The sequence below is a fragment of the Plantactinospora mayteni genome (genome assembly GCF_016862935.1).
GTDB lineage: Bacteria > Actinomycetota > Actinomycetes > Mycobacteriales > Micromonosporaceae > Plantactinospora > Plantactinospora mayteni.
This window is the reverse complement of record NZ_BONX01000034.1, coordinates 74,712-98,842: the sequence shown is the minus strand read 5'-3', so window position 1 is coordinate 98,842 and position 24,131 is coordinate 74,712. Positions and strand designations below refer to the sequence as shown.

The following is a 24,131-nucleotide window of genomic DNA, read 5'->3' as shown; positions in this document are numbered from 1 at the left end:
CCATCCGACCTGGCCCCCGGAAGTATCTGCCCGGTCATCGACGTGCCCTCCGGACCAGCGCCCGATGCGCCCGCCGCACCCGACGCGCCAACTCCCGCGAGTCCGCCGTCCGCAGCTCACCGTCGTCCACCACGACCTCACCCCCGACCAGCAACATGTCCACCGGAGCCACCGGCCCGAAGACCAGCGCCGCCACCGGATCGTCGATCCCGACGTGCCCGAGCCCGTCCAACCGCCACAGCACCACGTCCGCGAGCTTCCCGACCTCCAGCGACCCGAGTTGGTCCCCCCGCCCCAGGCAGCGCGCCCCGCCGATCGTGCCCAGCGCCAACGCCTCCCGGGCGCTCAACGCCGCCGCCCCACCCCGGGACCGGGCCGCCAGCAGCGCCTGCCGCAGCTCCGCGCCGAGCTGACCGGCCTCCTGCGACGCCGGCCCGTCCACCCCGAGCCCGACCGGCACTCCCCGGTCCAGCAGCTCCCGGACGCGCGCGACACCAGCCCCGAGCCGGCCGTTCGAGCTGGGACAGTGCGCGACCGAGGTCCCCGTCCGGGCCAGCGCGTCCAGCCCGGCGTCGTCCAGGTGTACGCCGTGCGCGAGCCAGACGTCCGGCCCGAGCCAGCCGAGCCGTTCGGCGTACTCGACCGGGGTGCAGCCGTGGGTCTGCCGGCAGTACTCCTGCTCGTCGACGGTCTCGGCGAGATGGGTGTGCAGCCGTACGCCCCGGCGCCGGGCCAGCGCCGCCGCCTCGGCCATCAGTTTCGGCGTGACGCTGAACGGCGAGCAGGGCGCCACCGCCACCCGCAGCATCGAGTCGTCGGCCGGATCGTGGTAGCGGTCGATCGCCTCCTCGGTGGCCGCCAGCGCCGCGTCGGTCTCCTCGACGATGCTGTCCGGCGGCAGCCCGCCCGACGACACCCCGAGGTCCATCGACCCCCGGCACGGATGGAACCGCAGTCCCACTCCCCGGGCCGCCTCGACCTGCGCCGCCATCAGGTCACCGGCCCCGGCCGGATAGACGTAGTGGTGGTCGGTGCTGGTGGTGCAGCCGTGCAGCGCCAGCCAGCCGAGCCCGGCGGCGGTGGTCGCCGACACCACCTCGGCGTCCAGACCGGCCCAGACCGGATAGAGCGCCTTCAGCCAGCCGAACAGCTCCGCCTGCTGCGCCATCCCCCGGGTCGCCCACTGGTAGAGGTGGTGGTGGGTGTTGACCAGGCCGGGGGTGGCGAGGCAGCCGGTGCCGTCGATCCGGCGTACCGAGCGGTGGTAGCGGGCGGCGTGGCCGGGGCCGACCGCGACGATCCGGCCCTCGTCCAGCACCAGGTGCCCGTCGGAATACTCGGTACCGGCCGGGTCGACCGTGGCGACCGCGCAGTTCTCGATGATGATCACGACTCGTGCTCCCGCCCGGCGGCCAGGCGTACCGCCGTGAGGATCTTCTCGTACCCGGTGCACCGGCACAGGTTTCCGGCCAGCGCCTCCCGGATCTCCTCCTCGGCCGGGGACGGCGTCCGGGCCAGCAGGTCGTGTACGGCGACGATCAGTCCCGGGGTACAAAATCCACATTGGACGGCGCCGGCGGCGATGAACGCCCGCTGCACCGGATGGAGGTCGCCGTCGCCGAGCCCCTCCACGGTGACCACCTCGCGCCCCCGGGCCTGCCCGGCCGGGACCAGGCAGGCGCAGACCGGCTTTCCGTCCAGATAGACCGTGCAGGAGCCGCATTCACCCTGCTCGCAGGCGTTCTTGGCGCCCGGCAGCCCGAGCCGCTCCCGCAACACGTGCAGCAGGCTCTCCCCGGCCCACACGTCGTCGGCCCGGCGCGGCTCGCCGTTGACCACACAGTCGATCCTCATCCCCGCACCCCTCCCCGCCGGTGTTCCGCCCAGGCCCGCCGCACCGCCCGGCCGGCCAGTACCCCGAGCGCGTGCCGGCGGTAGGCGGCGGTGCCGCGTACGTCGTCGATCGGGCTGGCCGCCGCCGCGACCAGCTCGCCGAACCGGCGGACCAGCGGTTCCGGCAGCGCGGCCCGGTCCGCCCAGGGCAGCTCGGCGACGAGCAGTTCCTCGGCCGCCGCCGCCCGGACCGGGGTCGGGGCCGCCGAACCGATCCCGGTGCCGACCGTCCGGCTCACCGGACGCAGCGCCAGCGCGAACGAGCAGACCGCGATCACCATCGCGTTCCTGGTACCGACCTTGGCGAACTGCTCCGGCCCAGCGTCCGGCGGCAGCAGGACCGCCGCGATCAGCTCGTCCGGGGCCAGCATGCTGCGCTTCGGCCCGGTGCAGAAGCCGGCGACCGGCACCCGGCGGACACCCCGGACCGAGGCCAGCTCCACCAGCGCCCCGGCGGCGAGCAGCGGCGGCAGCGCGTCCCCGGCCGGCGACGCCGAGCCGAGGTTGCCGCCGACGGTGCCCCGGTTGCGGATCTGCGCCGAACCGATCGTCCGGGCCGCCATCGCCAGCCCCGGCGCCCGACCGGCCAGTTCGGTGACGATCCGCCGGTACGGCACCCCGGCGCCGAGCCGCAGCAGCCCGTCCTCGGTGCCCCAGTCGGCCAGCCCGGCGACCCGGCCCAGGTCGAGCAGGGCCGGTGGGCGGCGGCGGGCGAAGTTCAGCTCCACCATCACGTCGGTGCCGCCGGCCACCGGCAGCGCCTCCGGGTACGCCGCCCGGACGGCCAGCGCCTCGGCCCAGCTCTCCGGTTGCAGGAACTCCATCTCCGATCGCGGCAGAACCATCAGCCCGGCCCGCCGTCCCCGGCCGGATCGACATCCGGTGCCGGAGCCCCGTCCTCTGCCGCTGTCCCATCCTCTGCCGCTGTCCCATCCTCTGCCGCTGTCCCATCCTCTGCCGCTGTCCCATCCTCCGGTGTGCGGGTCACGGTGCCCTCGATCAGGCCGTACGGCCGGTCGGTGGCCACGAACACCTCGCCCGGGTTGTCCAGCCCGAACGGCGCCAGGTCCACCAGCAGGTGGTGCCGGTTCGGCAGCGCCAACCGCAGCTGCGCGATCTCGGGGCGCTCGGCCAGCACCCGGTGCCCCATCGCGTACAGGGTCTGTTGCAGCGAGCGGCTGTAGGTCTCCACGAACGCGCCGACCAGGGCGGCCCGCACCCCGGCGTACGACTCCGCCCAGTCCCGGCCCGGGTCGGTCGGGCCGACGTCGGCGTGCCGCCACCGGGCCTCGACGGCGGTGGCCAGGATCCGGTCGTCGGTCTCCGGCAACGTCGTGTACCGGTCCTTCAGATAACCCCTGAACTCCGAGTCGGTGCTGTTCAGCAGCACCAGCCCGGAGATCCCGGACTCCACTGTGGTCCCGCCGGTCGCACCGTCGGGGTCGGCGGCGTCGACGGCACCGTCCGCGTCCACCGTCACCGTGGCGGTACGGATCTCCGAACCGTCGCGCTGGAAGGAGTGCGGGCCGAGTCGCTGCCAGCCGTGCTCGGTCAGCTCCACCCGGGCCCGGGAGATCGCCGGTACGCTCCGGACGAAGTGCCGGGCGAGCAGCAGGCCGAACTCCTCCACCTGGTCGACGCCGTGTTCGCGGGCGAAGGCGTAGACGGTGTTCTTCTGCGAGTCGGTCGGCAGCACGTGCGCGTTGTCACCGCTGCGGTGCACCTCGGCGAGGTCTCCGGCGAGCGCGATGCCGACGGTCAGGTCGCGCAACTCGTGCCGGGGCCCGTCCCGGCGTACCCGGACCAGCCGCACTTCGGCCTTGCCGTACTGGTTGGCACCGAGCACGATCGCCACCGCCTGTGCCTCCTCAGCTTCCCCGGTAGGTGGTGTAGCCGTACGGGCTGAGCAGCAGCGGCACGTGGTGGTGCCGGTCCGGCTCGGTGACCTGGAAGGCGACCACGATCTCCGGGAAGAACGCCGTCCCGGGCGGATAGTGGCGCTCGACCTGGAACACCAGCCGGTAGCCGCCGGCCTGCCAGCCCCGCAGCGGCAGCCGGTCCGGCAGCGGCGTCCAGCCGGTCAGCCGGCCGTCGGAGTCGGTCCGGCCGTGCGCCACCGGCGTCCAGCCGCCACTGTCCCGCCGGTCGAGCCGGACCGGGATGTCGGCGGCCGGTTCGCCGCGTACGGTGTCCAGCACGTGCGTGGAGATCCGGATCAGGCCGTCCGGCGCAGTCGCCCGGTCGTCGGTCACGACAGCAGCCTGCTCAGCCGGAGCAGCGCGATCTGCCGCAGTTCGTCCCGCACCACCTCGCGTTCGGTGCCGGGATCGTTGCCGAGCCGCCGCCGGGCCGCCGCGAGCAGTTCCCCGTCGGTCCGGCCGTCGGCGAAGACCAGGAAGAGATAGCCGAACCGCTGTTCGTACTCCTGGTTGGCCCGGGCGAGCGCCGCGCGGGTGTCCCGGTCGGCACCGTCGAGGGCGGACTGTTCCCGGCGGGACCAGGCCGACTCCCGACCGGTGCCGGTGGGCCGCTCGCCGATCCGCGGGTGCGCGGCCAGCGCCCGCGCCACCTCCGACCAGTGCAGCCGACGCAGCGCGGCGTCGGCCACCGCGACCACCGCCGCCACGTCCGGGTACGGCCGCCCGGCCGCCACCGCCCGAGCCCAGTCCGGCACGGCGCAGCAGGCGAGCAGCTCCGTCTCGGCCTCGGCGGCGGGCCGCCGGTTGAACTCGTCCAGCACCGCGCTGACGGTGGCCACCCCGATCACCTCCTGCGGTCGCGAGAAGTACAACAGTCGGGTGGTGCCCGGGTGAATCGGCGCGAACACCGAAACCGGCGCCGGCCGCCGTATCGTTTTCGTAGATTCCTCCAACCGGCCTGTCGCCGGGATCGGACGGGTACGCGATGCTGCTGCGCGAGGCACTGGACCGCCCCCAGTTACGGCTGACCCTGCTCACCGGCGAAGCCGAGCTGGACCGCCCGGTCAGCCGGGTGTACGTCACCGACCTGCCCGATCCCCGCCGCTACCTCTCCGGGGGCGAGATCGTGCTGACCGGGCTGATGTGGCGGCGCCGGGCCGGTGACTCGGAGGGGTTCGTGGCCGCCTGCGCCGCCGCCGGAGTCACCGCGATCGGTGCCGGCGACGCCGTGTACGGGTCCGTGCCGGTGGACCTGGTGACGGCCTGCCGGCAGTACGGCGTACCACTGTTCGAGGTTCCGGTCGAGGTCTCCTTCCGGGAGATCATCGACGAGGTCACCCCGACCCTGTGGGCGCGCCGGGCGAACGGGCTGGCGACGGTGCTCGGCCGGTACCGGGGTCTGGTCGCGGCGATGGCCGGCGGCGCCCGGCTGGCCGACCTGCTCCAGCCGGTCGCCGCCGACCTCGGTGTCGACTGCTGGGTGCTGACCTCGGCCGGGCGGACCGTCGCCGGTACTCTGCCGCTGCCGTCCGACGCCCGCCGCCGGTTGGCGACCTCGTTCCTGGCCGCCGGCCGGCTGCCGGCCCTGGTCGAGGTCGACGGCCGGCGGCTCTGGCTGGTCGCCGTCGCCGGCCGTCCCGAGCACCGGCTCGCCGCCTGGCTGCTGGCCTGCGCGATCCGGCACCCCGGACCGCCCGATCTCGACGGTGCCGCCCGACCCGAGGCCACCGGCTCCACGGTCGACGCCGCCCAGTCCAAGGTCACCGGCTCCACGGTCGACGCCGCCCGGTCCGCCGAGCTGGCCAGCCCGGCGCTGGACCGGGCCCACCCGGTCGTCGATTCCGCCCCGCCGCCCGGGCTACCCGAGGCGGCGGCCGAGCTGGTCAGCCTGGTGGCGCTGGAACGGGCCCACGCCGACGAGGCGGGCCGGGTGGAACGGCGGCTCGCCGACCAGCTCGGTACGGCGCTCTCCAGCGGCGCCTCCCCGGCCGAGCTGCGCGCCGCGCTCTCCTCCGGCGGGCTGCCGCCCCGGTCGCCCCTGCTGGTGCTGGCCCTCCGGCTGACCGGGCTGACCACGCCCCCGGAGCTGGCGGTCGCGATCACCGAGGAACTCGTCCGGTCGGCGACCCTGCCGGCCATGGTCACCGGCGCCGCCCGCCCCGGGACGGTACTCGCCGTGCTGGCCGGTGGCCGGACCGAACTGGCCGGGATTCCGGACGCGGTCCGGGGTACGGTCGCGGGGCTGGTGCCGGGGCTCGGCGCCGGGCGGCTCGCGGTGGGGATCAGCGGACCGGCGGCCGATCCGGGTGCCCTGCCGGGCGCGGTGGAGCAGGCCGAACACGCCCTGACGACGGCGTTGGCGGATCCCGGCACCGGCAGCGTGGTCTCGGCCGGTGACCTCGCCTCGCACCTGCTGCTGCTCTCCGGCGTACCCCCGGAGGCGCGGCGGGCGTTCCGGGACCGGGTGCTCGGCCCGGTGCTGGCCTACGACCGGGCGCACGACGCCGACCTGGTCGGCACGTTGGAGGAGTTCCTGGCCTGTTCCGGTTCGTGGAGCCGGGCGGCCGAACGGCTGCACCTGCACGTCAACACCCTGCGTTACCGGATCGGCCGGATCGAGCAGCTCACCGGGCGGGACCTGTCCCGGTTTCCCGACCGCGTCGACTTCTATCTCGCGCTGCGCCTACCGCACTGAACCTTTTTCAACCTCCCCTTGCGGCCCGGCTGGCCGCAGGGTCGGACGCGGTGCCTGAGCACCACGTGGTTCAGGTTGAAAAAGGTTCACTGACCCGCCGCGCCGCCCCGGTCCCACGCCGCCGGTCGGGAACACCCGGCCCGGACACCGCCGAGGTCGGCGACTGGATCGTCCGGGAGCGTCACGGCACGGTCGCCGGTGGCACGTCCAGGTCCGCGTCGTCCGCGACGTCGGCACAGGGTACGACCGACAGCAGCCCCTCGTGCCGGCGCAGGTACGGCCGGGCACCGACGTCGCCGACCGCCAGCTCGGCCACTCCGGGCCAGTGTGACCGGCCGAGCAGCACCGGATGGCCGCGCCGGGCGCCGTAGCCGGCCATGCCGAGCGCGTCCGGTGTGGCGATCTCGACCAGCCGACGGACCGCCTCGGCGGTGATCCCGGGCATGTCGACCAGTAGCACGACCGCCGCGACGGCGCCGGAGTCCCGCAGTGCGGCCAGCCCGACCCGCAGTGAGGAGCCCATCCCGGTCGCCCACTCCCGGTTCTCCACCGGTACGGCGTCGCCGAGATCGGCCCGGGACCGGACCGTCGACGCGGCGGCGCCGAGCACCGCGACCACCGGCTCGCAGCCGCCGGCCCGGGCGACCTGGACCGCCCGTTCGACCAGGAGTTGGCCGTCGAGCCGGACCAGTGCCTTGGGCCCGCCGAAGCGTCGCCCGGCACCGGCGGCGAGCACCAGCCCCCCGACCCGACCGGCGGCGACCGGGGCGGTTGTCGACCGTCCGGGCGACTGGTCCGGAGCGAGTGGGGTCACGGTCGGAGCCTAGTTCAGGCCCAAGATCTCGGCGAAGTTCCCGGCTTTGAGCAGCGTTGCCGGTTTTATACATCAGCCGTTCGGCTAGCCTCAGCCAATACCAACGGGCTAAGGTGATGCCTGAACAGCCGCACCACCACCCGACCACCCAGCACCACCCGACCAGCACCAACCGACCGGACAACCCCGTCCCCGCCACCACCACAGTGCAGGGAGGACCACCTTGACAACCACCACAACCAGTCGGGCCACCACCCGGGCCGACAACCCCGCCCCCACCGACACCGCCACCGACCTCCTCCACGCCCTGACCGCCCTACCCACACACCACCCCTCCCGACCCGCCCTCCGCGACAGAACCATCGAAGCCTGGCTCCCCCTCGCCCACCACCTCGCCCACCGCTACACCGGACGCGGCGAACCCACCGACGACCTCACCCAAACCGCCGCCATCGGCCTCATCAAAGCCATCGACAAATACGACCCCACCCGCGGCGTCGACTTCGCCGGCTACGCCATCCCCACCATCATCGGCGAACTCAAACGACACTTCCGCGACCGCACCTGGGACATCCGCGTCCCCCGCCGCCTCCAGGAACTCCGCCTCGCCATCAGCGAAGCCAACAGCACCCTGCACCAGACCCTCAGCCGCTCACCCACCATCACCGACATCGCCACCCACCTCAACCTCACCGAAGAAGACATCCTCGAAGGACTCGAAGGGGCTCGCGCCTACAACGCCGTCTCCCTCTCCACCCCCACCGGCGACGGCGAACGCACCACCGAACTCGGCGACCTCCTCGGCACCGAAGACACCCAGTACGAACTCACCGAACTCCGTGTCGCCCTCGGCCCCGCCCTCGCCACCCTCGACCCCCGCGAGCAGAAGATCCTCACCCTCCGCTTCTACGGCAACCTCACCCAAACCCAGATCGCCGAACAGATCGGCGTCTCCCAAATGCACATCAGCCGCCTCCTCACCCGCGCCCTCAGCAAACTCCGCAACCAACTCGCCGACACGTACTGAACCCGGCCGAGGAGTTGTGCTCACGGGCGCCGCGCGGCCCGCCGCCGCCCCAGGGCTGACCGGTAGCCGGCCGTCGGTGCCGCCGGTGCGACACTGGCCCGGTGTCAGCGCCTGAACCCGCCGCCGAACTGCCGGTCCGGCACGTCCTGCCGGCCCTGGTCGAGACGCTGGCGGAGCGGGGTGCCGCCGTGCTGGTGGCGCCGCCCGGCGCCGGCAAGACCACACTGGTCCCGCTGGCGCTGGCCGACCAGGTCGACGGGCGGATCGTCGTCGCCCAGCCGCGCCGGGTCGCGGCCCGGGCCGCCGCCCGCCGGATCGCGGAGCTGCGCGCCGAACGCGTCGGCGAGACCGTCGGGTACGCCGTCCGTGGCGAGCGCCGCACGAGTGCCCGGACCAGGATCGAGGTGGTCACCACCGGTCTGCTCGTGCAGCGGCTCCAGCACGATCCGGAGTTGCCGGGCGTCGGCGCGGTACTCCTCGACGAGGCCCACGAGCGGCAGCTCGACGCCGATCTGGCGCTGGCGTTCGGCATCGAGGTACGGGCGGCGCTCCGTCCCGAGCTGCGCCTGCTGGCGATGTCCGCCACCGCCGAGGAGGAGCGGCTCGGCGTACTGCTCGGCTCGGCGGGGGAGCCGGCCCCGGTGCTGCGTGCCGAGGGTCGGGCGTACCCGGTCGACGTGGTCTGGGCCCCGCCGCCCCGGCCGGTGGACCCGCCGCACGGGCTGCGGGTGGATCCCCGACTACTCGACCACGTGGCGGCGACCGTACGCCGGGCGCTCGCCGAGCACGACGGTGACCTGCTCGTCTTCCTCCCCGGTGCCGGGGAGATCAACGGTGTCGCCGGCCGACTGACCAACCTCGCCGGCACCGACCTGGTACGCCTGCACGGCCGGCAGACCAGCGCCGAACAGGACGCCGCGCTCCGCCCGGCCGCCGGCCGACGCCGGGTCGTACTGGCCACCGCCGTCGCGGAGACCAGCCTCACCGTGCCCGGGGTGCGGGTGGTGGTCGACGCCGGGCTGAGCCGGGTGGCCCGGACCGACCTGGCCCGGGGACTCGGCGCGCTGGTGACGGTGCCGGTGTCCCGGGCGGCGGCGACCCAACGGGCCGGTCGGGCCGGCCGGGAGGCGCCGGGCCGGGTCTACCGATGCTGGTCGGCGGCGGACCAGGACCGGTTGCCGGCGCAGCCCGAGCCGGAGATCGCGGTAGCCGACCTCACCTCGTTCGCGCTCCAGCTCGCCTGCTGGGGACGCCCGGACGGCACCGGTCTGGCGCTGCCGGACCCGCCGCCGGTGGCGGCGATGCAGGTGGCCCGGGCCACCCTGGAGGCGCTCGGTGCGGTTGGCCCGGACGGCCGGGTGACCGGGCGGGGCCGGGCGATGGCGGCGGTCGGCGCGCATCCACGGCTGGCCCGGGCCCTGCTGGACGGTGCCGCCCCGGTTGGCCCGGGCCGGGCCGCCGAGGTGGTCGCGGTGCTCGCCGAGTCCGCTCCCGGCGACGACCTGGTCGCCGCCTGGCGCCGGCTCCGCTCGGGTACGGACCCCGCCAGCACCAGGTGGCGGGCGGAGGTGAACCGGCTGCGGGCCGCCCTCGACGAGTCACCGCAGACCCCTGCCCACGACGAGCAACAGAGCGGGCGGGACGGTCGACGGGCCGGGGGACCCGGTCACCCGGCGTTGCCGGACGACCTGGCCGCCGGGCTGCTGGTCGGGCTGGCGTACCCGGAGCGGCTGGCCCGGGTCCGGCAGGCCGGCGCCGAGACGTACCTGATGGCCGGCGGCACCGCGGCGGACCTGGCGCCGGGCTCGCCGCTGGCCGGGGCGGAGTGGCTGGCGATCTCGGTGGCCGACCGGGCACCGGGGCGGCGGGGCGCGGCGATCCGCCAGGCGGCGGTGCTGGACGAGGCGACCGCCCGGGAGGCCGGTGCCGCGCTGCTCCGCCGCGAGCAGGAGATCGCCTGGTCCGGCGAGGACGTGCTGGCCCGCGAGGTGGAGCGGCTGGGCGCGATCGTGCTGCTGGACCGTCCGCTGGCCCGCCCGGATCCGGCCCGGGTCGCCGCCGCGCTGCGGGACGGGCTGCGGCAGGTCGGGCTCGACCTGCTGACCTGGCCGCCGCGGGCGCGGGAGCTGCGGGACCGGCTCGCGTTCTGCCGGCAGGCCCTCGGCGGCGAGTGGCCGGAGGTGACCGACGCGGCGCTGCTGGACCGGGCCGACGAGTGGCTCGGTCCGGAACTGGCCACCGCCCGGCGCCGGGCGGACCTGGCCCGGATCGACGTGCCGGCCGCGCTGCGCCGGCTGCTGCCGTGGCGCGAGGCGGCCCGGCTGGACGAGTTGGCCCCGGAGCGGCTGGCCGTACCGAGCGGGTCGCGGCACCGGGTGGACTACGCCGATCCGGCGGCACCGGTGCTGGCGGTGAAGTTGCAGGAGACGTTCGGCTGGCAGGACGTGCCCCGGATCGCCGACGGGCGGGTGCCGGTGCTGCTGCACCTGCTCTCCCCGGCCGGCCGCCCGGTCGCGGTGACCCGGGACCTCGCCTCGTTCTGGCGGACCGGCTATCCGCAGGTACGTGCCGAGCTGCGCGGTCGCTATCCCCGGCACCCGTGGCCGGCGGACCCGACCGAGGCGGCCCCGACCCGTGGCCTGCGACCCCGCCGGAGCTGAGCCGCCCGCCGGGCGTACCCGTGGAGGAGCCTGGCGGGGTGTGGTCAGGGGGTGTCGATGACGTCGGCGACCACGACGGTGATGTTGTCCGGCCCGCCGGCCCGCAGGGCCAGGTCGACCAGCCGCTGCGCGCAGCCGGCCGGGTCGGAGTAGCCGAGCAGCGCCTCGGCCAGGCTGTCCGGGCGGACCACATTGGAGAGTCCGTCGCTGCACAGCAGCCACCGGTCGCCGGGCTGCGGCACCACGGTGGTGTACGTGGGGGTGACCGGCTCGCCCTGCAACGCCCGGGTGACCACCGCCCGGCGGGGATGGCTGTGCGCCTCCTCCGGGCTGATCACCCCCTCGTCGACCAGCATCTGCACGAAGGTGTCGTCCCGGGTGAGCTGGGTCATCGTGCCGCCACGCAGCAGGTACGCCCGGGAGTCGCCGACGTGGGCCAGCGCGAGGCAGGCGCCGGTACGAGCGAGCAGCAGCGCGGTGAGGGTGGTGCCCATGCCCTGCCGTTCCGGGTCCTCGGCGATCGCACCCCGGATGCCCGCGCTCGCCGTGTCCAGGGCGCCCTGAAGGGCGGCGACCAGCCCTTCCTCCGGGGTCTCCACGTCCAGCGGCCGGATCGCGTCGATGGCGATCGTGCTGGCCAGGTCGCCGGCGGCCATTCCGCCCATGCCGTCGGCCACGGCGAGCAGCCAGGGTCCGGCGTGCACGGAATCCTGGTTCGCTCCCCGGATCAGGCCGCGGTCGCTCACCGCCACGGATCGCAGCTTCAGGCTCATGGCAGGCAGCCTGCCAAAAAGACGGCCAGAATGCTTGCAGTAGATCACCAACGGGCCGGAGTGGCGGTCGAAATTTACCGTACGTGGCTACGGTGATCACGAACCGCGAGCCGCTCCGGCCCCGGTAGCTGGTCCTCGGCCGCCGACCCGGCAGGAATTCGATCCAGCTTGGTCGATTGACATGCCAGAAACGGACTGGCAACATCGGCTCCGTATTGGGAGCGCTCCCACCAGCGCTGCCGGTTCCACCGCCGCGAACCCGAGTGCTGCGGGCCGCTGGCGGCACGCCCACCGGAAGGGATCCCCCGTGCTCCGACCCCGCCACCGCCACCGCCGGCCCGCCCGCGCGGTCACCCTGCTCGCCACCGCCGCCCTGCTGCTCACCGGTACCGCCACCGGGGCGCAGGCCCGGCCCGACGGCTCCGCCGGCACCCTGGCGTCGACCGAACACATCGTCAACGGCACCTTCACCGACAGCACCGCCCCGTGGTGGTCCACCGCCAACCTCACCCTCGCCGTGGTCGACGGCCAGCTCTGCGCCGAGGTCCCCGGCGGCCTCGCCAACCCCTGGGACGCCAGCCTCGGCCACAACACCATCCCGCTCGCCGACGGCGCCAGCTATGCGCTGAGCTTCCGCGCCTCGGCCAGCGCGCCGGTCACGGTCAAGGCGAACGTGCAGCTCAACGAGGACCCGTACACCACGGTCTTCTCCCGGGACGTCGGGCTGGACGCCAGCGCCGAGGAGTTCGGGTACGAGTTCACCGGCACCCTCGACTCGGCCAACGGCACCCTCACGTTCCAGCTCGGCGGTGCCGCCGAGGCGTACACGTTCTGCCTGGACGACGTCTCGCTGAGCAGTGACGCCGACACCGGGCCGCCACCGGGTGGGGCCGAGCAGTTGACCAACGGCGACTTCGCCGACGGCACCTCCGGCTGGTACTCCTACGGCACCACCTCGACCGGGGTGACCGACGGCCGGCTCTGCTCCGCCGTGCCGGGCGGGCTGGCCAACCCGTGGGACGGCGGCGTCGGGCAGAACGACGTGACGCTGGTGAACGGCGAGTCGTACACGCTCTCCTTCGACGCCTCCGCCGCACCCGGCGCCACCGTACGGGTGGCGGTGCAGCTCGGCGTCGACCCGTTCACCTCGTACTTCGCCGAGGACATCACGTTCGGCCCCGAGGCGCAGCACGTCGAGCGGACCTTCACCGCCACCGCCGACACCGAGGTCGCCCAGGTCGCCTTCCAGGTTGGCGGCAACGCCTCGGCGTACACGTTCTGCCTGGACAACGCCTCGCTGCTCGGCGGCGAGGAGGAGCCGCCGTACGTGCCGGACACCGGGCCCCGGGTCCGGGTCAACCAGGTCGGCTACCTGCCGGCCGGGCCGAAGAACGCCACGATCGTCACCGAGGCCACCGATCCGCTGGGCTGGGAGCTGAAGTCGGCCGCCGGTGCCGTGCTGGCCAGCGGGCGGAGCACCCCGCGCGGCGTGGACCGGGCGTCGGCGCAGAACGTGCACACCGTCGACTTCTCCGCGTTCCGCACCCCGGGCAGCGGCTACACGCTGACCGCCGACGGCCAGACCAGCCACCCGTTCGACATCTCGGCCGACGTCTGGAAGCAGCTCCGCTCCGACTCGCTCCAGTTCTTCTACATCCAGCGCAGCGGCATCGCGATCGACGGCGGCCTGGTCGGCGCGGCGTACGCCCGGCCGGCCGGGCACCTCGGGGTGGCGCCGAACCGGGGCGACACCGACGTACCGTGCCAGCCCGGGGTCTGCGACTACCGCCTCGACGTCCGGGGCGGCTGGTACGACGCCGGTGACCACGGCAAATACGTCGTGAACGGCGGCATCGCCACCTACCAGTTGCTGAACGCCTTCGAGCGCACCAAGACCGCGCCCACCGCCGGTGGCGGCGCGGCCCTGGCCGACAGCACGCTGCGGGTGCCGGAACGCGGCAACGACGTGCCGGACATCCTCGACGAGGCCCGCTGGGAGCTGGAGTTCCTGCTCCGGATGCAGGTGCCGGCCGGCAAGCCGCTGGCCGGGATGGCACACCACAAGATGCACGACCGGAACTGGACCGGGCTGCCCCTGCAACCCGAGGACGACCCGGAACTGCGCGAACTGCACCCGCCGTCCACGGCCGCGACGCTCAACCTGGCCGCCACCGCCGCACAGTGCGCCCGGCTGTACGCCCCGTACGACGCCGCGTTCGCACAGCGCTGCCGGACCGCCGCCACGACGGCGTACGCGGCGGCCAAGGCCAACCCGACCCGGTACGCCGACCCGAACGACGGCAACGGCGGCGGCTCCTACAGCGACGGTGACGTCACCGACGAGTTCTACTGGGCCGCCGCCGAGCTGTACCTGAGCACCGGCGGTGCCTCCTACCTGGCCGACCTGACCGCCTCGCCGCACCACACCGACGACGAGGTGTTCGCGTCCAACGGCTTCGGCTGGGGCAGCACCGCCGCGCTCGGCCGGCTCGACCTGGCCACCGTGCCGAGCGGCCTGTCGACGGCCGAGCGGGACCGGATCCGTGCCTCGGTGGTGACCGCCGCCGACGGCTACCTGGCGACCGCGCAGGGCCAGGCGTACGGGCTGCCGATGCCGGGCAACCCGGGCAGCTACTTCTGGGGCGGCAACAGCAACATCATCAACAACGCGGTCGTCCTGGCCACCGCCTTCGACCTGACCGGACAGGCCAAATACCGGGACGGCGCGGTGCAGGGGATGGACTACATCTTCGGCCGGAACGCGCTGAACCAGTCGTACGTGACCGGGTGGGGCGAGAAGGCGTCGAGGAACCAGCACAGCCGGATCTTCGGCAACCAGTACGACGAGTCGCTGCCGAACCCGCCGGCCGGCTCGATCGCCGGTGGTGCGAACGCCGGCCTCGACGACCCGTTCGCCGAGCAGTTGCTGGAGGGCTGTGCGCCGCAGTTCTGCTACGTGGACGACATCGCCTCGTACGCCACCAACGAGGTGGCGGTGAACTGGAACTCGGCGCTGGCCTGGATCGCCTCGTTCCTGGCCGACCAGGGCGGCAGTACCGCCGTACCGGCCGGCTCCGGCTGCCGGGTGACGTACGTCAACTTCGGCAGCTGGGCCGAGGGCGGCGGGTTCACCGGGCAGGCGACCATCACCAACACCGGTACCGCGCCGATCAACGGCTGGACGCTGAGCTTCGCGTTCAACGGCGACCAGAAGGTCCGGGAGGCGTGGATGGCGAAGGTGACCCAGTCGGGTGCCCGGGTCACCGCGCGGAGCGAGTCGTACAACTCGCGGATCATGCCGGGCAGCAGCCAGATGTTCGGCTTCAACGCCACCACCGCAGGCGGCCCGAACCCGAACCCGACACTGTTCACGGTCAACGGGGTGCCCTGCACCTGAGTACCGGTCCGGCCGGGCCCCCGGCGCGTGCGGCGACGCGCCGGGGCCCGCGCCGGCTCAGCGCAGCCGGGCTCGACCGGGCCGGACGCGAGAACGGTTCGCAGTGGTACCGGTAAATAGATCTTCTGCCAACATGGACGTTGTGCCAACGAGCCCTTCTCCACCTGAACGGCGTGGCGCGCGCGCCCCGACATCCGGCTACACCGCGGACGGACCGCAAGGGGAGGCCGCGCAGGGTTCGCCGGAACAGCTCGTCGTCCGGCCCGGCGGCCCCGACGACGTCGGCACGGTGCTCGCCCTGCTCGACGGCGCCACCCGCTGGCTGATGCAGCGCGGTCGCACCGGCCAGTGGGGCACCGCGCCGCACTCCGGCAACCCACGCCGGATCGCCCAGGTCCGGCGCTGGGCCGCCGACGGCGACCTCTACCTGGCCGAGTTCGCCGGGCGCCCGGTCGGGGCGATCGTCGTCGGCACGGCGGTGCCGCACGTCCCGCCCGCGACCGAACCCGAGTTGTACGTCAACCTGCTGGTCAGCGACCGGGCCCACGCCGGGCTGCGGGTCGGCGCCCGGCTGCTGGAGTACGCCGAGGAACTCGCCCGGGCCCAGGGGGTCGACCTGCTCCGGGTGGACTGTTACGCCGGTGACGACGGCGCCCTGATCCGCTACTACGAGCGCCAGGGCTTCACCGCCACCGAGCCGTTCACGGTGCCGCTTGTCGACCGGCAGTGGCCGGGTCAGCTCCTCGAACGCCGGCTGAGCCGCCCCGGCGACGACGGGCCGGACGCGACCTGAACCGGACACCGGCCAGCCCCGGCCCGGCCGCACACCCGGTACGGCGACGAATCTCCGCCGACCGGTCACCGGGGCAGGGTGCGGCGATGGGGCGCTACTCGCTGTGCGCGCCCGCGCCGGTACCGCCCGACGTGCCCGCGCCGATCCAGACGGCCTTGAGGTTGCAGAACTCCCGGATGCCCTGCGCCGACAGTTCGCGGCCGTAGCCGGAGTTGCCGACGCCACCGAACGGCAGCTCCGGATAGGACGTGGTCATCCCGTTCACGAAGACCATTCCGGCGTCCAGGTCGGCGACGAAGCGCTGCTGCTCGTCCGGGTCCCGGGTCCAGGCGTTGGCGCCAAGACCGTAGTCGGTGCCGTTCGCCACCTCGACCGCCTCGGCGTACGAGTCGACCCGGTAGAGGCCGGCGACCGGGCCGAAGACCTCGTCGGCGTACATCCGCATCTGCGGGGTCAGCTCGGTGACCACGGTCGGCGGGTACCACCAGCCGGGGCGGTCCGGCACCTCCCCGCCGCAGAGCAGCCGGGCCCCCTTCGCCACCGCGTCCCGGACCTGCTCGGCCACCTCGGCGCGGCCCCGCTCGGTGGCGAGCGGCCCGACGTCGGTCCCGTCGTCCATCGGGTCGCCGAGCCGCAGCGCCGACATCCGGGCCACGAACGCGTCGGCGAACTCGTCGAAGACCTCGGTGTGCACGATGAACCGCTTCGCCGCGATGCAGGACTGGCCGTTGTTCTGGCAGCGGGCCACCGTGGCCACCTCGGCGGCCCGGGCCACGTCGGCCGAGGGCATCACCACGAACGGGTCACTGCCGCCGAGTTCCAGCACGGTCTTCTTGACGTACCTCCCGGCGATCGACGCCACCGAGCGGCCGGCGCCCTCGCTGCCGGTCAGCGTCGCGGCCCGGACCCGGGGATCGGCGAGTACCCGCTCGATCCGCTCCGAGCCGATCATCAGGGTCTGGAACGCGCCGGTCGGGAAGCCGGCACGGCGGAACAGCTCGTCCAGATAGAGCGCTGTCTGCGGCACGTTCGAGGCGTGCTTGAGCAGCCCGGCGTTGCCGGCCATCAGGGCTGGGGCGGCGAACCGCAGCACCTGCCAGAGCGGGAAGTTCCACGGCATCACCGCCAGTACCGGCCCCATCGGGAAATAGCGGCCGTACGCCGAGGTGGCACCGATCGAACCGGCGTCGGCGGGCTCGTCGGCGAGGAACCGCTCGGCGTGTGCCGCGTAGTACCGGCAGGCCGCCGCGCACTTGGCCACCTCGGCCTTTGCCGAGGCGTACGTCTTGGCCATCTCCGTCGTCATCATCCGGGCCACGCCGTCGCACTCGACCTCCAGCAGGTCCGCCACGGCGGACATCCACCGGGCCCGGTCGGCGAAGGTGGTGCCGCGCAACTCGTCGAAGCCGGCCGCCGCCCGGGTGAGGGCGGCCTCCAACTGCTCGTCCGTCATCTCGTCGAAGGTCTTGAGCACCTGTCCGGTGCTCGGGTCGATGGTGGCGATCGACATGTCGTACTCCCTGAAATGTCGGCTCGTACTCCCTGGAATGTCGGCGGATCGGGCGGAGCGCGGGTCACGGGCGGGCCGGGACCGGCTCCGTGCTCACTCGAAGATCGAGTGCTTCGTGCCCGGCGGCTCCTCCCGGCGCCGCGCGGCCCGGCGGCGCTGCACCACCACCAGGTCGACCGCGGCGGCCAGGGCGAGGATGCCCAGGACCACCGCGAGCACCACCAGGTGGGCCCGAATCGCCAGCACGCCGAGCCCCACACAGATCACCAGACCGAACAGGGCCAACCCCAGGCGCAGGTTGAGCGCGCTGTACGGGTGGCCAACCGTCCCTTTCGCCCCTCGGGGCTGCGATTTCGCGGCCATTTCGCCGAACTACCCGGTATGGGCGCGGACTAACCTGGCCGGCCACCCCTGGTCGCCGCCACCCCTGGTCGCCGCCACCCCTGGTCGCCGCCACCCCCGGACGCCGCCACCCCCGGACGCCGCCACCCCCGGACGCCGCCACCCCCGGACGCCGCCACCCCTGGTCGCCGCCGGACCTGGTGCCCGGGGCAGCGGTGGGGATTGTTCTGGTGTCCTAGCTGGCCTCGGTTCTGTCGGGAGTGCCGGGCCGGGGCAGGTGTCGGTGATCCGCGTGCCGGGCGGCGGGTCCGAGGGTTCCGGGTCGACGGCGGCCCCGCGTACAGTTACGGAGCGATTGCTGTCCGCTCCGTACCGGGGGAAGCATGCCCAGACGTTGGACCGCCGCCGTCCTCGCCCTGCTCGCGGCCTTCGCGCTGGCCTGCGAGGGCTCCGACGGCGGCGGTGGCGGCCAGCCCGATCCTCCGGCCGCCTCGCCCCGGCCCGGGCTGCCCGACTCGATCGCGGCGCTCGGCGACTCCATCACCGCCGGCTTCGGCTCCTGCCTGATCCTCGCCGCCTGCCAGCGCAACTCCTGGTCGACCGGGGACAGCAGCCGGGTGGAGAGCCTCTACCGGCAACTCCGCGAGGTGAACCCGGCCATCCGCGGCAAGGCGCACAACGAGGCGGTGAACGGGGCCCGCGCCTCCGGACTGGCCAGCCAGGCCAGCGCGGCGGTAAGCGCCAAGGTGGACTACGTGACCGTACTCATCGGAGCGAACGACGCCTGCCGGGGCGGGATCGAAGACATGACCAGTGTCGCGACCTTCCGCGACGGCGTCGACCGTGGACTCGCGACCCTGAAGAAGGGCCTACCGAAGGCTCGGGTGCTGGTGGTGAGCATCCCGAACCTGTACCGGGTCTGGGAGGTCGGCCACGAGGACACCCGGGCGGTACGCGCCTGGCGGGGTCGGATCTGCCCCGCGCTGCTGGCCAGCCCCACCTCGACCGAGCCGGCCGACCGTACCCGCCGGTCGACGTTCCGGGCCCGGATCGACGCGTACAACGAGCAACTCGCCGCCGCCTGCAAGGCGTACGGGTCCCGCTGCCGCTACGACGGCGGCGCCGCGCACCGGGTACGGTTCGGGCTGGACCTGCTGAACCGGCTGGACTACTTCCACCCGAACGTGGCCGGGCAGAACGAGCTGGCCAAGGTGGCCTGGCGGGCCTCCGGCCTGGCCAGCCAGGCCCGACGCGCCGACTGAAAGCCGTCGACCCGACCAATGCGACCGGCGACGAGCAGTGCGACCGGCCCAACCGAGGCGACCGGGCCGACGAGGTGGCCCGCCAATGCGACCGAGCCGACGACGGTGGTGGCCGGGCTGACGACGGTGGTGGCCGGGGGCTACCGGCTCGGCGGCAGGATCGCCGGGAGGCGGTACAGCTCCCGGGACCGGGCCGCCAGGCTCTTGGTGGCCGACGAGTTCGCCCAACTGCCGAGCACCACCGCTGCCCCGGGTACCGCCTTGGCGACCAGCCGCTTCGCGGCCCGGACGCCGGCCATCTGCGCCAGCTTCAGGCCGAGCCGCAGCATCACCCGGGCCAGCGGAGTCTCCGACCCGCTTCGCAGGGCGTCGATCCGCTCCCGCCCGGCGGCCACCCCGAGGGCCAGCCGCGCCGTCTCGGCGACCTTGTGTACCCGTTGCAGCACCAGCAGGTCGGTGGCCCGGTCGGGATGCTCGGGGTCGTGGCCGTAGGCAGCCGCGACGTAGAGCACCATCCGGGCCTGGGTCCAGGCCAGCACTCCCATGTCGAGGACCGCGCCGGGCAGTCCGGCGGCCCCGGAGATCGCCCCGGAGACCCGGGCGTGGTTGACGAACTTCCGGACCGCCGTCTCGGCCATCGCCTCCGGCGTCATCTGCGGATACCGGGCACGGGTGCGCTCGGCCCAGGCCCCGGCCTGTGGCCCGATCCGTCGGACCGCCTCCAGGGCGAGGTGCTCCGGGGCGTACTGCGGATCGGCCTTCATCCGCTCCCACAGCCCGCTGGGCGGGGCGACGGTCACCTCGGGGTCGTCCATGGGGTCGACCTCGGCCGGGTCGGCATCGGCGTCCGGGCCGACGACCTGGGCGACCCCGACGGCCGCACCCGGTGCGTCCGGATCGGGTGCCGTGCCCGGGTTCGCGGCGGCCGGCGGCGTACGGTCGGTCGGCGGGACCGGCGCGGCGGTTCCGCCGCCGACCGGCTGGGACTCGGTCACGGGACACTCCGGATGTCGAGGTGGGGGCGGATCAGGGGGTACGACGACCCGGACGGTCAGCGCCGGCCGCGCAACCGGTACATGATCCGGCGCATCCGCTGCTGGTTCGACGGCTTGGCCAGTTCGCGCCGGCCCCGCTCGACGAGCTGCCGGCCCTGTGGAGAGCTGAGGAACATCCGGATCCGTTGCACCAGTGACGCCATCTCGGTCCTCCTCGTGTGGGTCCTGACATCAGGTTTACCCGATCCCCCGCCCGACCACACCGGCCTCGCGATCCGAGCGGGTCCACGCCTCCATCGTGGCCGGACCGAGCAAGTCGCCGACCGTCGATGCAACGTCAGTCCTGTCAAGTCGTAGTCGACGGCGGGCCGGCACTCCGGGAGGTCGCCCCGGGCTCAGCGCCAGGACGGGACGAGCCTGTCGACCACCCTGGTCGCCTGGCCCTCGTGCTTGGCGTAGTGCTCCGGGTAGGCCGAGTACTGCACCGCCTGGGCTGCCTCGGTCAGCCGCATCCCCTGCCAGCCGGGCACCTGACGCAGCGCCTCGAAGAACCGCGCACTCGCGTACGCCGGGTCCATCAGGCGGTTGACCGGGCCCCAGCCGCTGCTGGTGCGCTGCTGGAACAGTCCGACCGAGTCGTGGTCCCAGCCGGTGCCCTGGTGCCGGTAGCGCTTGGACTCCGGCAGCACCTCGCTGGCCCGGTTGAGCAGGTTGCTCTCCTGCATCGCGGTGGCCACCCCGATGATCAGTCCACGACGCGGCATCCCCATGTCCCGGCCGGTCCGGACGATGGCCCGGGCGTTGTCCATCTGGACCTCGGTCAGCCCGGCCACCGGCTCCGCGTCGTCCAGTGGCGAGGACGCGTCCGGGTCCGCCCCGTCCGACTTCGCCTCGTCCGACTTCGCGGCGTCCGACCGGTCGCTGTCGGCGGGGCGACTCGACCGGTGGTCCGCCGAGCGGCCGGCGCCGGACCGGTCACCGGCGTCGTCGTCCGGCCGGGAGGGCCCGGCCCGGTCCTCGGCGTTCGCGGTGCTGCTGCCAGCGGGGTCGGCCGACGGCGAGACCGCCCCGACGGCGGCCAGTACGCCGAGGCATGAGAGCAGCCCGGCGGCCACCGCGACCCCGGCCGGACGGCGCAGGCCGAGCCGGTCCGGCAGTCCGGCCCGGGCAGCCAGGGCGGCGCCCCGGGCGGCGAGCCGGCGAGCCGGTGGTGCGGCCCGGCCGGCTACCTGGCGTACCGCCCGCTCGGCGCCCTGGACGGCGGGCACCCGGCGGGCCCGGACCAGCCCAGGCTCGACGGCCCGACGCAGGCGTCGTCCCTGGGTCCTGACGACCCGACGCAGGCGTCGCCCCTGGGCTTGGAGCCGGGTCAGGGCCGGCTCGGCGGCGACCCACAGTCGGGCGGCGATGACCCGCAGTCGGGCGGCCAGCACCTCGACCCGCCGGCCGGCAGCCATGGCGCCGGGCCGGGCGATCCGGGCCACGGCAGCGGCGCCCCTGGCGAGCCACCGGGCCAGGGCGGAGCCGAGCGGCCGGAGTCGACCGAACAGGGCCGACAGCAGCAGTACCAGTCTCCGTAGCCGGGCCGGGGCGGACCGGAGGCCCCCGGGCGACTGGCGCGACGAAGCGCCGGCTGCCGAGTCGGAGGAGGAGACATCATCCGATCGGACAGTGCTGGGCGCGGCGGAGTACCCGGTCTCAGAACGGTCGTCGTCAGGCATCCGACGAGGCTAGGCAGGCCGACGGCCAACTACGGGGAGTCACCGGGTGGGCTCTACCACATCTACTGACTGAGCAATCGGTCAGCGGACCACAGGCGCGGGCAGCGCTGGCCAACCCGGGCAAGCACGGCATCCCGGGGAAAGCACGTTTCACGCATCAGCCGGGCATCTACCTTCCAACCGGCCGTCACTCCTTGCAACATCAACCGCCTCCTCCGATCGGTGGAGTCGGGCCCAGCCGGCCGGTCACCCACCCGTTCCCCGGACCGGTCCACCTCGTGAGACCGTGGACTATGGCACCGGTCACCGACCCGCTCCCGCGCCGCGACCTCCGTCGGCTGCCCAAGACCAACCTGCACCTGCACCTCACCGGCTCGATGCGCCCGGAGACGCTGACCGAGCTGGCGGACCGGGACGGTCTGCCGCTGCCCGAGCCGCTCCCGTCCGGCGCCCTCTCCGGCTGGGCCGCGTTCCAGACCCGCTACGACCTGGCCCGGGCGGCCCTGCGCAGTGCCGAGGACCTGGGCCGGGTGGTGGCCGAGGCGACCGCCGACAACGTCGCCGACGGCGCCGGCTGGGTGGAGATCCAGGTCGACCCGACGACGTACGCCGACCGGCTGGGCGGGCTGGAGCCGGTGGTGGAGGCGATACTCGCCGGGGCGGCCGGTGGGCGTACCGGAGTGGTGCTGGCGGCCAGTTGGGCCGGACCGCCGGACCGGGCGGAGCGGGTCGCCCGGCTCGCCGCCCGGTACGCCGGGCAGGGTGTCGTCGGCTTCGGGCTCTCCAACGACGAGCGCCGGGGCCGGATCGCCGACTTCGTCCCGGCGATGCGGACGGCGACCGAGGCCGGACTACTGGCCGTGCCGCACAGCGGGTTCTACGAGGCCGCCTGGCACGTCCGGGACTGCGTCACGCTGCTCGGCGCGCACCGGGTCGGACACGGGCTGACGGCGGCGGTCGACCCGGCCACCCTCGACCTGCTGGCCGAGCGGGCGGTGGCGATGGAGGTGTGTCCCAGCTCATATCCGCCGTTCGGTGTCACCACCGGGCTGGCGGCCACCCCGCTACGCACCCTGCTCACCGCCGGCGTTCCGGTGGCGCTCGGCACGGACGATCCGCTGCTGTTCGGTACGAACCTGCTCGACCAGTACGTGCTGGCCCGGGACGTACTCGACTGCGCCGACGCCGAACTGGCCGCGCTGGCCCGGTCGTCGGTCGAGGCGTCCGCCGCCCCACCGGAGGTCCGGACGACGATGCTGGCGGGGGTCGCGGAGTGGTTCGGTGGAATGGACCAAGATAGCGGCAGCGTTTGCTACATCGGGGCGCCGCCCGCCAGAGGCGCGTCCCGGTGTACCCCCTGAGGAGGTCCTGACCGGTGCTCGACCCGAACGAGCTCTACCAGCTCACCGACGACCTGCCCGAGCTGGGTCAGCCGGTGCTGATCCAGGCGCTTTCCGGCTTCGTCGACGCCGGAAACGCGACCCGGCTCGCCCGGGAACACCTGGTGTCGACCCTCGAGTCCCGGATAATCGCCACCTTCGACGTCGACCAACTGCTCGACTACCGCTCCCGGCGACCCACGATGATCTTCGTCGAGGACCACTGGGAGCACTACGAGCAGCCGAAGCTCGAACTGCACCTGCTGCGCGACGACGAGAACACCCCGTTCCTGCTGTTGTCCGGCCCCGAGCCGGACTTCCAGTGGGAACGGTTCATCGCCGCCCTGACCAGCCTGATCCGGCGGCTCGGCGTACGGGTGACGATCGGGCTGAACGCGATCCCGATGGCGGTGCCGCACACCCGGCCGATCGGGGTGACCGCGCACGCCACCCGAGCGGAGCTGATCAGCGGCTACGAGTCGTGGCTGCAACGCATCCAGGTGCCCGGCAGCGCCGGCAACCTGCTGGAGTTCCGCCTCGGCGAGCAGGGCCGGGACGCGGTCGGCTTCGCCGTGCACGTGCCGCACTACGTGGCCCAGACCGAATACCCGGGCGCGGCCGAACTGCTGCTGACCTCGGTCTCCCGGGCCACCGGCCTGCTGCTGCCCACCGAATCGCTGCGGGAAGCCGCCGAGGCCGTCCGGATCGACATCGACCGGCAGGTGGCGCAGACCGACGAGGCGACCTCGCTGGTACAGGCGCTGGAGGAGCAGTACGACGCCTTCACCCGGGGACGGGGCGAGCCGAACCTGCTCGCCAACCAGACCGGGCCGCTGCCCACCGCCGACGAACTCGGTGCGGAACTGGAACGCTTCCTCGCCGAGCAGGGTCGGCCCGGGGACAACCCGGGCACCTGACGGCGGGACCGTGCTGCCGGGTCCCGCCGGCGGT

Annotated in this window: 21 protein-coding genes; 8 read left to right on the top strand and 13 right to left on the bottom strand. The window is 73.9% G+C overall.

From position 1 onward, the window contains the following. Positions 1-34 precede the first annotated feature (34 nt). Genes Pma05_RS24415 through uraD form a run of 6 tightly spaced genes read right to left on the bottom strand, consistent with a single transcriptional unit; the run spans position 35 to position 4,684 of the window. Positions 35-1,390 (bottom strand): 8-oxoguanine deaminase, encoded by a 1,356-nt coding sequence (locus Pma05_RS24415; protein ID WP_203859790.1) that lies wholly within the window; start codon positions 1,388-1,390, stop codon positions 35-37. Next, a complete protein-coding gene (locus tag Pma05_RS24410) occupies positions 1,387-1,854 on the bottom strand; it encodes a (2Fe-2S)-binding protein (RefSeq protein ID WP_203859789.1) in 468 nt (155 codons plus the stop codon). The genes Pma05_RS24415 and Pma05_RS24410 overlap by 4 nt, the downstream gene beginning before the upstream one ends. Next, complete coding sequence (locus Pma05_RS24405; protein WP_203859788.1) at positions 1,851-2,717, bottom strand: FAD binding domain-containing protein; 867 nt, start codon at positions 2,715-2,717, stop codon at positions 1,851-1,853. Before Pma05_RS24405 ends, Pma05_RS24410 begins: the two co-directional genes overlap by 4 nt. A 20-nt stretch (positions 2,718-2,737) precedes the next feature. After that, positions 2,738-3,748 (bottom strand): factor-independent urate hydroxylase, encoded by a 1,011-nt coding sequence (gene pucL / locus Pma05_RS24400; RefSeq protein WP_203859787.1) that lies wholly within the window; start codon positions 3,746-3,748, stop codon positions 2,738-2,740. A 13-nt stretch (positions 3,749-3,761) separates the two neighbouring features. Next, a complete protein-coding gene (uraH, locus tag Pma05_RS24395) occupies positions 3,762-4,145 on the bottom strand; it encodes a hydroxyisourate hydrolase (protein ID WP_203859786.1) in 384 nt (127 codons plus the stop codon). After that, positions 4,142-4,684 carry a 2-oxo-4-hydroxy-4-carboxy-5-ureidoimidazoline decarboxylase gene (uraD, locus tag Pma05_RS24390; protein WP_239313001.1) on the bottom strand — a complete coding sequence of 181 codons (543 nt, stop codon included), beginning with the start codon at positions 4,682-4,684 and terminating at the stop codon, positions 4,142-4,144. Before uraD ends, uraH begins: the two co-directional genes overlap by 4 nt. Positions 4,685-4,797: 113 nt before the next feature. On the opposite strand from uraD, the gene Pma05_RS24385 reads away from it, so the two are divergent. Then, on the top strand, positions 4,798-6,507 hold the full coding sequence (locus Pma05_RS24385) for a PucR family transcriptional regulator (protein WP_203859785.1): 1,710 nt from the start codon (positions 4,798-4,800) through the stop codon (positions 6,505-6,507). Positions 6,508-6,688: 181 nt separating this feature from the next. Here the strand turns inward: Pma05_RS24385 and Pma05_RS24380 are convergent, their stop codons facing one another. Continuing rightward, positions 6,689-7,321, bottom strand: coding sequence for a nucleotidyltransferase family protein (locus Pma05_RS24380; RefSeq protein ID WP_372441546.1), 633 nt, complete (start codon positions 7,319-7,321; stop codon positions 6,689-6,691). A 223-nt stretch (positions 7,322-7,544) separates the two neighbouring features. Between Pma05_RS24380 and Pma05_RS24375 the strand changes: the two genes are divergently transcribed. Next, positions 7,545-8,348, top strand: coding sequence for an RNA polymerase sigma factor SigF (locus tag Pma05_RS24375; RefSeq protein WP_203859784.1), 804 nt, complete (start codon positions 7,545-7,547; stop codon positions 8,346-8,348). Positions 8,349-8,449: 101 nt separating this feature from the next. Next, positions 8,450-11,008: an ATP-dependent helicase HrpB gene (gene hrpB / locus Pma05_RS24370; protein ID WP_203859783.1), complete on the top strand. Its 2,559-nt coding sequence runs from the start codon at positions 8,450-8,452 to the stop codon at positions 11,006-11,008. Between the two features lie 44 nt (positions 11,009-11,052). Here the strand turns inward: hrpB and Pma05_RS24365 are convergent, their stop codons facing one another. Beyond that, a complete protein-coding gene (locus Pma05_RS24365) occupies positions 11,053-11,781 on the bottom strand; it encodes a PP2C family protein-serine/threonine phosphatase (RefSeq protein WP_203859782.1) in 729 nt (242 codons plus the stop codon). A 307-nt stretch (positions 11,782-12,088) separates the two neighbouring features. Here Pma05_RS24365 and Pma05_RS24360 point away from each other — a divergent pair, with 307 nt between their 5' ends. Next, positions 12,089-15,178, top strand: coding sequence for a glycoside hydrolase family 9 protein (locus Pma05_RS24360; protein WP_239312999.1), 3,090 nt, complete (start codon positions 12,089-12,091; stop codon positions 15,176-15,178). A 133-nt stretch (positions 15,179-15,311) separates the two neighbouring features. Next, complete coding sequence (locus tag Pma05_RS24355) at positions 15,312-15,971, top strand: GNAT family N-acetyltransferase (protein WP_203859780.1); 660 nt, start codon at positions 15,312-15,314, stop codon at positions 15,969-15,971. 94 nt (positions 15,972-16,065) lie between these two features. On the opposite strand, the gene Pma05_RS24350 is transcribed toward Pma05_RS24355, so the two are convergent. Together Pma05_RS24350 and Pma05_RS24345 are read right to left on the bottom strand one after the other, a co-directional pair. Next, complete coding sequence (locus Pma05_RS24350; protein ID WP_203859779.1) at positions 16,066-17,481, bottom strand: NADP-dependent succinic semialdehyde dehydrogenase; 1,416 nt, start codon at positions 17,479-17,481, stop codon at positions 16,066-16,068. A gap of 93 nt (positions 17,482-17,574) precedes the next feature. Next, a complete protein-coding gene (locus tag Pma05_RS24345) occupies positions 17,575-17,844 on the bottom strand; it encodes a DUF6343 family protein (RefSeq protein ID WP_203859778.1) in 270 nt (89 codons plus the stop codon). A 362-nt stretch (positions 17,845-18,206) separates the two neighbouring features. Between Pma05_RS24345 and Pma05_RS24340 the strand changes: the two genes are divergently transcribed. Then, positions 18,207-19,085: an SGNH/GDSL hydrolase family protein gene (locus tag Pma05_RS24340; RefSeq protein ID WP_203859777.1), complete on the top strand. Its 879-nt coding sequence runs from the start codon at positions 18,207-18,209 to the stop codon at positions 19,083-19,085. Between the two features lie 140 nt (positions 19,086-19,225). Here the strand turns inward: Pma05_RS24340 and Pma05_RS24335 are convergent, their stop codons facing one another. The 3 genes from Pma05_RS24335 to Pma05_RS24325 all read right to left on the bottom strand — a co-directional run bounded on the left by Pma05_RS24335 (position 19,226) and on the right by Pma05_RS24325 (position 21,801). Beyond that, positions 19,226-19,900, bottom strand: a complete 675-nt coding sequence (locus Pma05_RS24335; RefSeq protein WP_203859830.1) for an EcsC family protein — start codon at positions 19,898-19,900, stop codon at positions 19,226-19,228. 236 nt (positions 19,901-20,136) lie between these two features. Then, a complete protein-coding gene (locus Pma05_RS24330; RefSeq protein WP_203859776.1) occupies positions 20,137-20,283 on the bottom strand; it encodes a hypothetical protein in 147 nt (48 codons plus the stop codon). A gap of 192 nt (positions 20,284-20,475) precedes the next feature. Next, the gene (locus Pma05_RS24325) at positions 20,476-21,801 is read right to left on the bottom strand and encodes a hypothetical protein (protein WP_203859775.1); all 1,326 of its coding nucleotides are present in this window, start codon (positions 21,799-21,801) and stop codon (positions 20,476-20,478) included. Between the two features lie 293 nt (positions 21,802-22,094). On the opposite strand from Pma05_RS24325, the gene add reads away from it, so the two are divergent. Both add and Pma05_RS24315 read left to right on the top strand, forming a co-directional pair. Then, positions 22,095-23,162: an adenosine deaminase gene (gene add / locus Pma05_RS24320; protein WP_239312995.1), complete on the top strand. Its 1,068-nt coding sequence runs from the start codon at positions 22,095-22,097 to the stop codon at positions 23,160-23,162. Between the two features lie 14 nt (positions 23,163-23,176). Next, the gene (locus Pma05_RS24315; RefSeq protein WP_203859774.1) at positions 23,177-24,097 is read left to right on the top strand and encodes a proteasome assembly chaperone family protein; all 921 of its coding nucleotides are present in this window, start codon (positions 23,177-23,179) and stop codon (positions 24,095-24,097) included. The last annotated feature ends 34 nt before the right edge of the window (positions 24,098-24,131 follow it).

Coding starts and splice junctions, on each gene's coding strand:
- Pma05_RS24410 (WP_203859789.1), bottom strand. CDS start 1,854: ATGAGGATCGACTGTGTGGTCAACGGCGAGCCGCGCCGGGCCGACGAC.
- Pma05_RS24405 (WP_203859788.1), bottom strand. CDS start 2,717: ATGGAGTTCCTGCAACCGGAGAGCTGGGCCGAGGCGCTGGCCGTCCGG.
- Pma05_RS24385 (WP_203859785.1), top strand. CDS start 4,798: ATGCTGCTGCGCGAGGCACTGGACCGCCCCCAGTTACGGCTGACCCTG.
- Pma05_RS24365 (WP_203859782.1), bottom strand. CDS start 11,781: ATGAGCCTGAAGCTGCGATCCGTGGCGGTGAGCGACCGCGGCCTGATC.
- Pma05_RS24355 (WP_203859780.1), top strand. CDS start 15,312: ATGGACGTTGTGCCAACGAGCCCTTCTCCACCTGAACGGCGTGGCGCG.
- Pma05_RS24350 (WP_203859779.1), bottom strand. CDS start 17,481: ATGTCGATCGCCACCATCGACCCGAGCACCGGACAGGTGCTCAAGACC.
- Pma05_RS24345 (WP_203859778.1), bottom strand. CDS start 17,844: ATGGCCGCGAAATCGCAGCCCCGAGGGGCGAAAGGGACGGTTGGCCAC.
- Pma05_RS24340 (WP_203859777.1), top strand. CDS start 18,207: ATGCCCAGACGTTGGACCGCCGCCGTCCTCGCCCTGCTCGCGGCCTTC.
- Pma05_RS24335 (WP_203859830.1), bottom strand. CDS start 19,900: ATGGACGACCCCGAGGTGACCGTCGCCCCGCCCAGCGGGCTGTGGGAG.
- Pma05_RS24330 (WP_203859776.1), bottom strand. CDS start 20,283: ATGGCGTCACTGGTGCAACGGATCCGGATGTTCCTCAGCTCTCCACAG.
- Pma05_RS24325 (WP_203859775.1), bottom strand. CDS start 21,801: ATGCCTGACGACGACCGTTCTGAGACCGGGTACTCCGCCGCGCCCAGC.
- add (WP_239312995.1), top strand. CDS start 22,095: ATGGCACCGGTCACCGACCCGCTCCCGCGCCGCGACCTCCGTCGGCTG.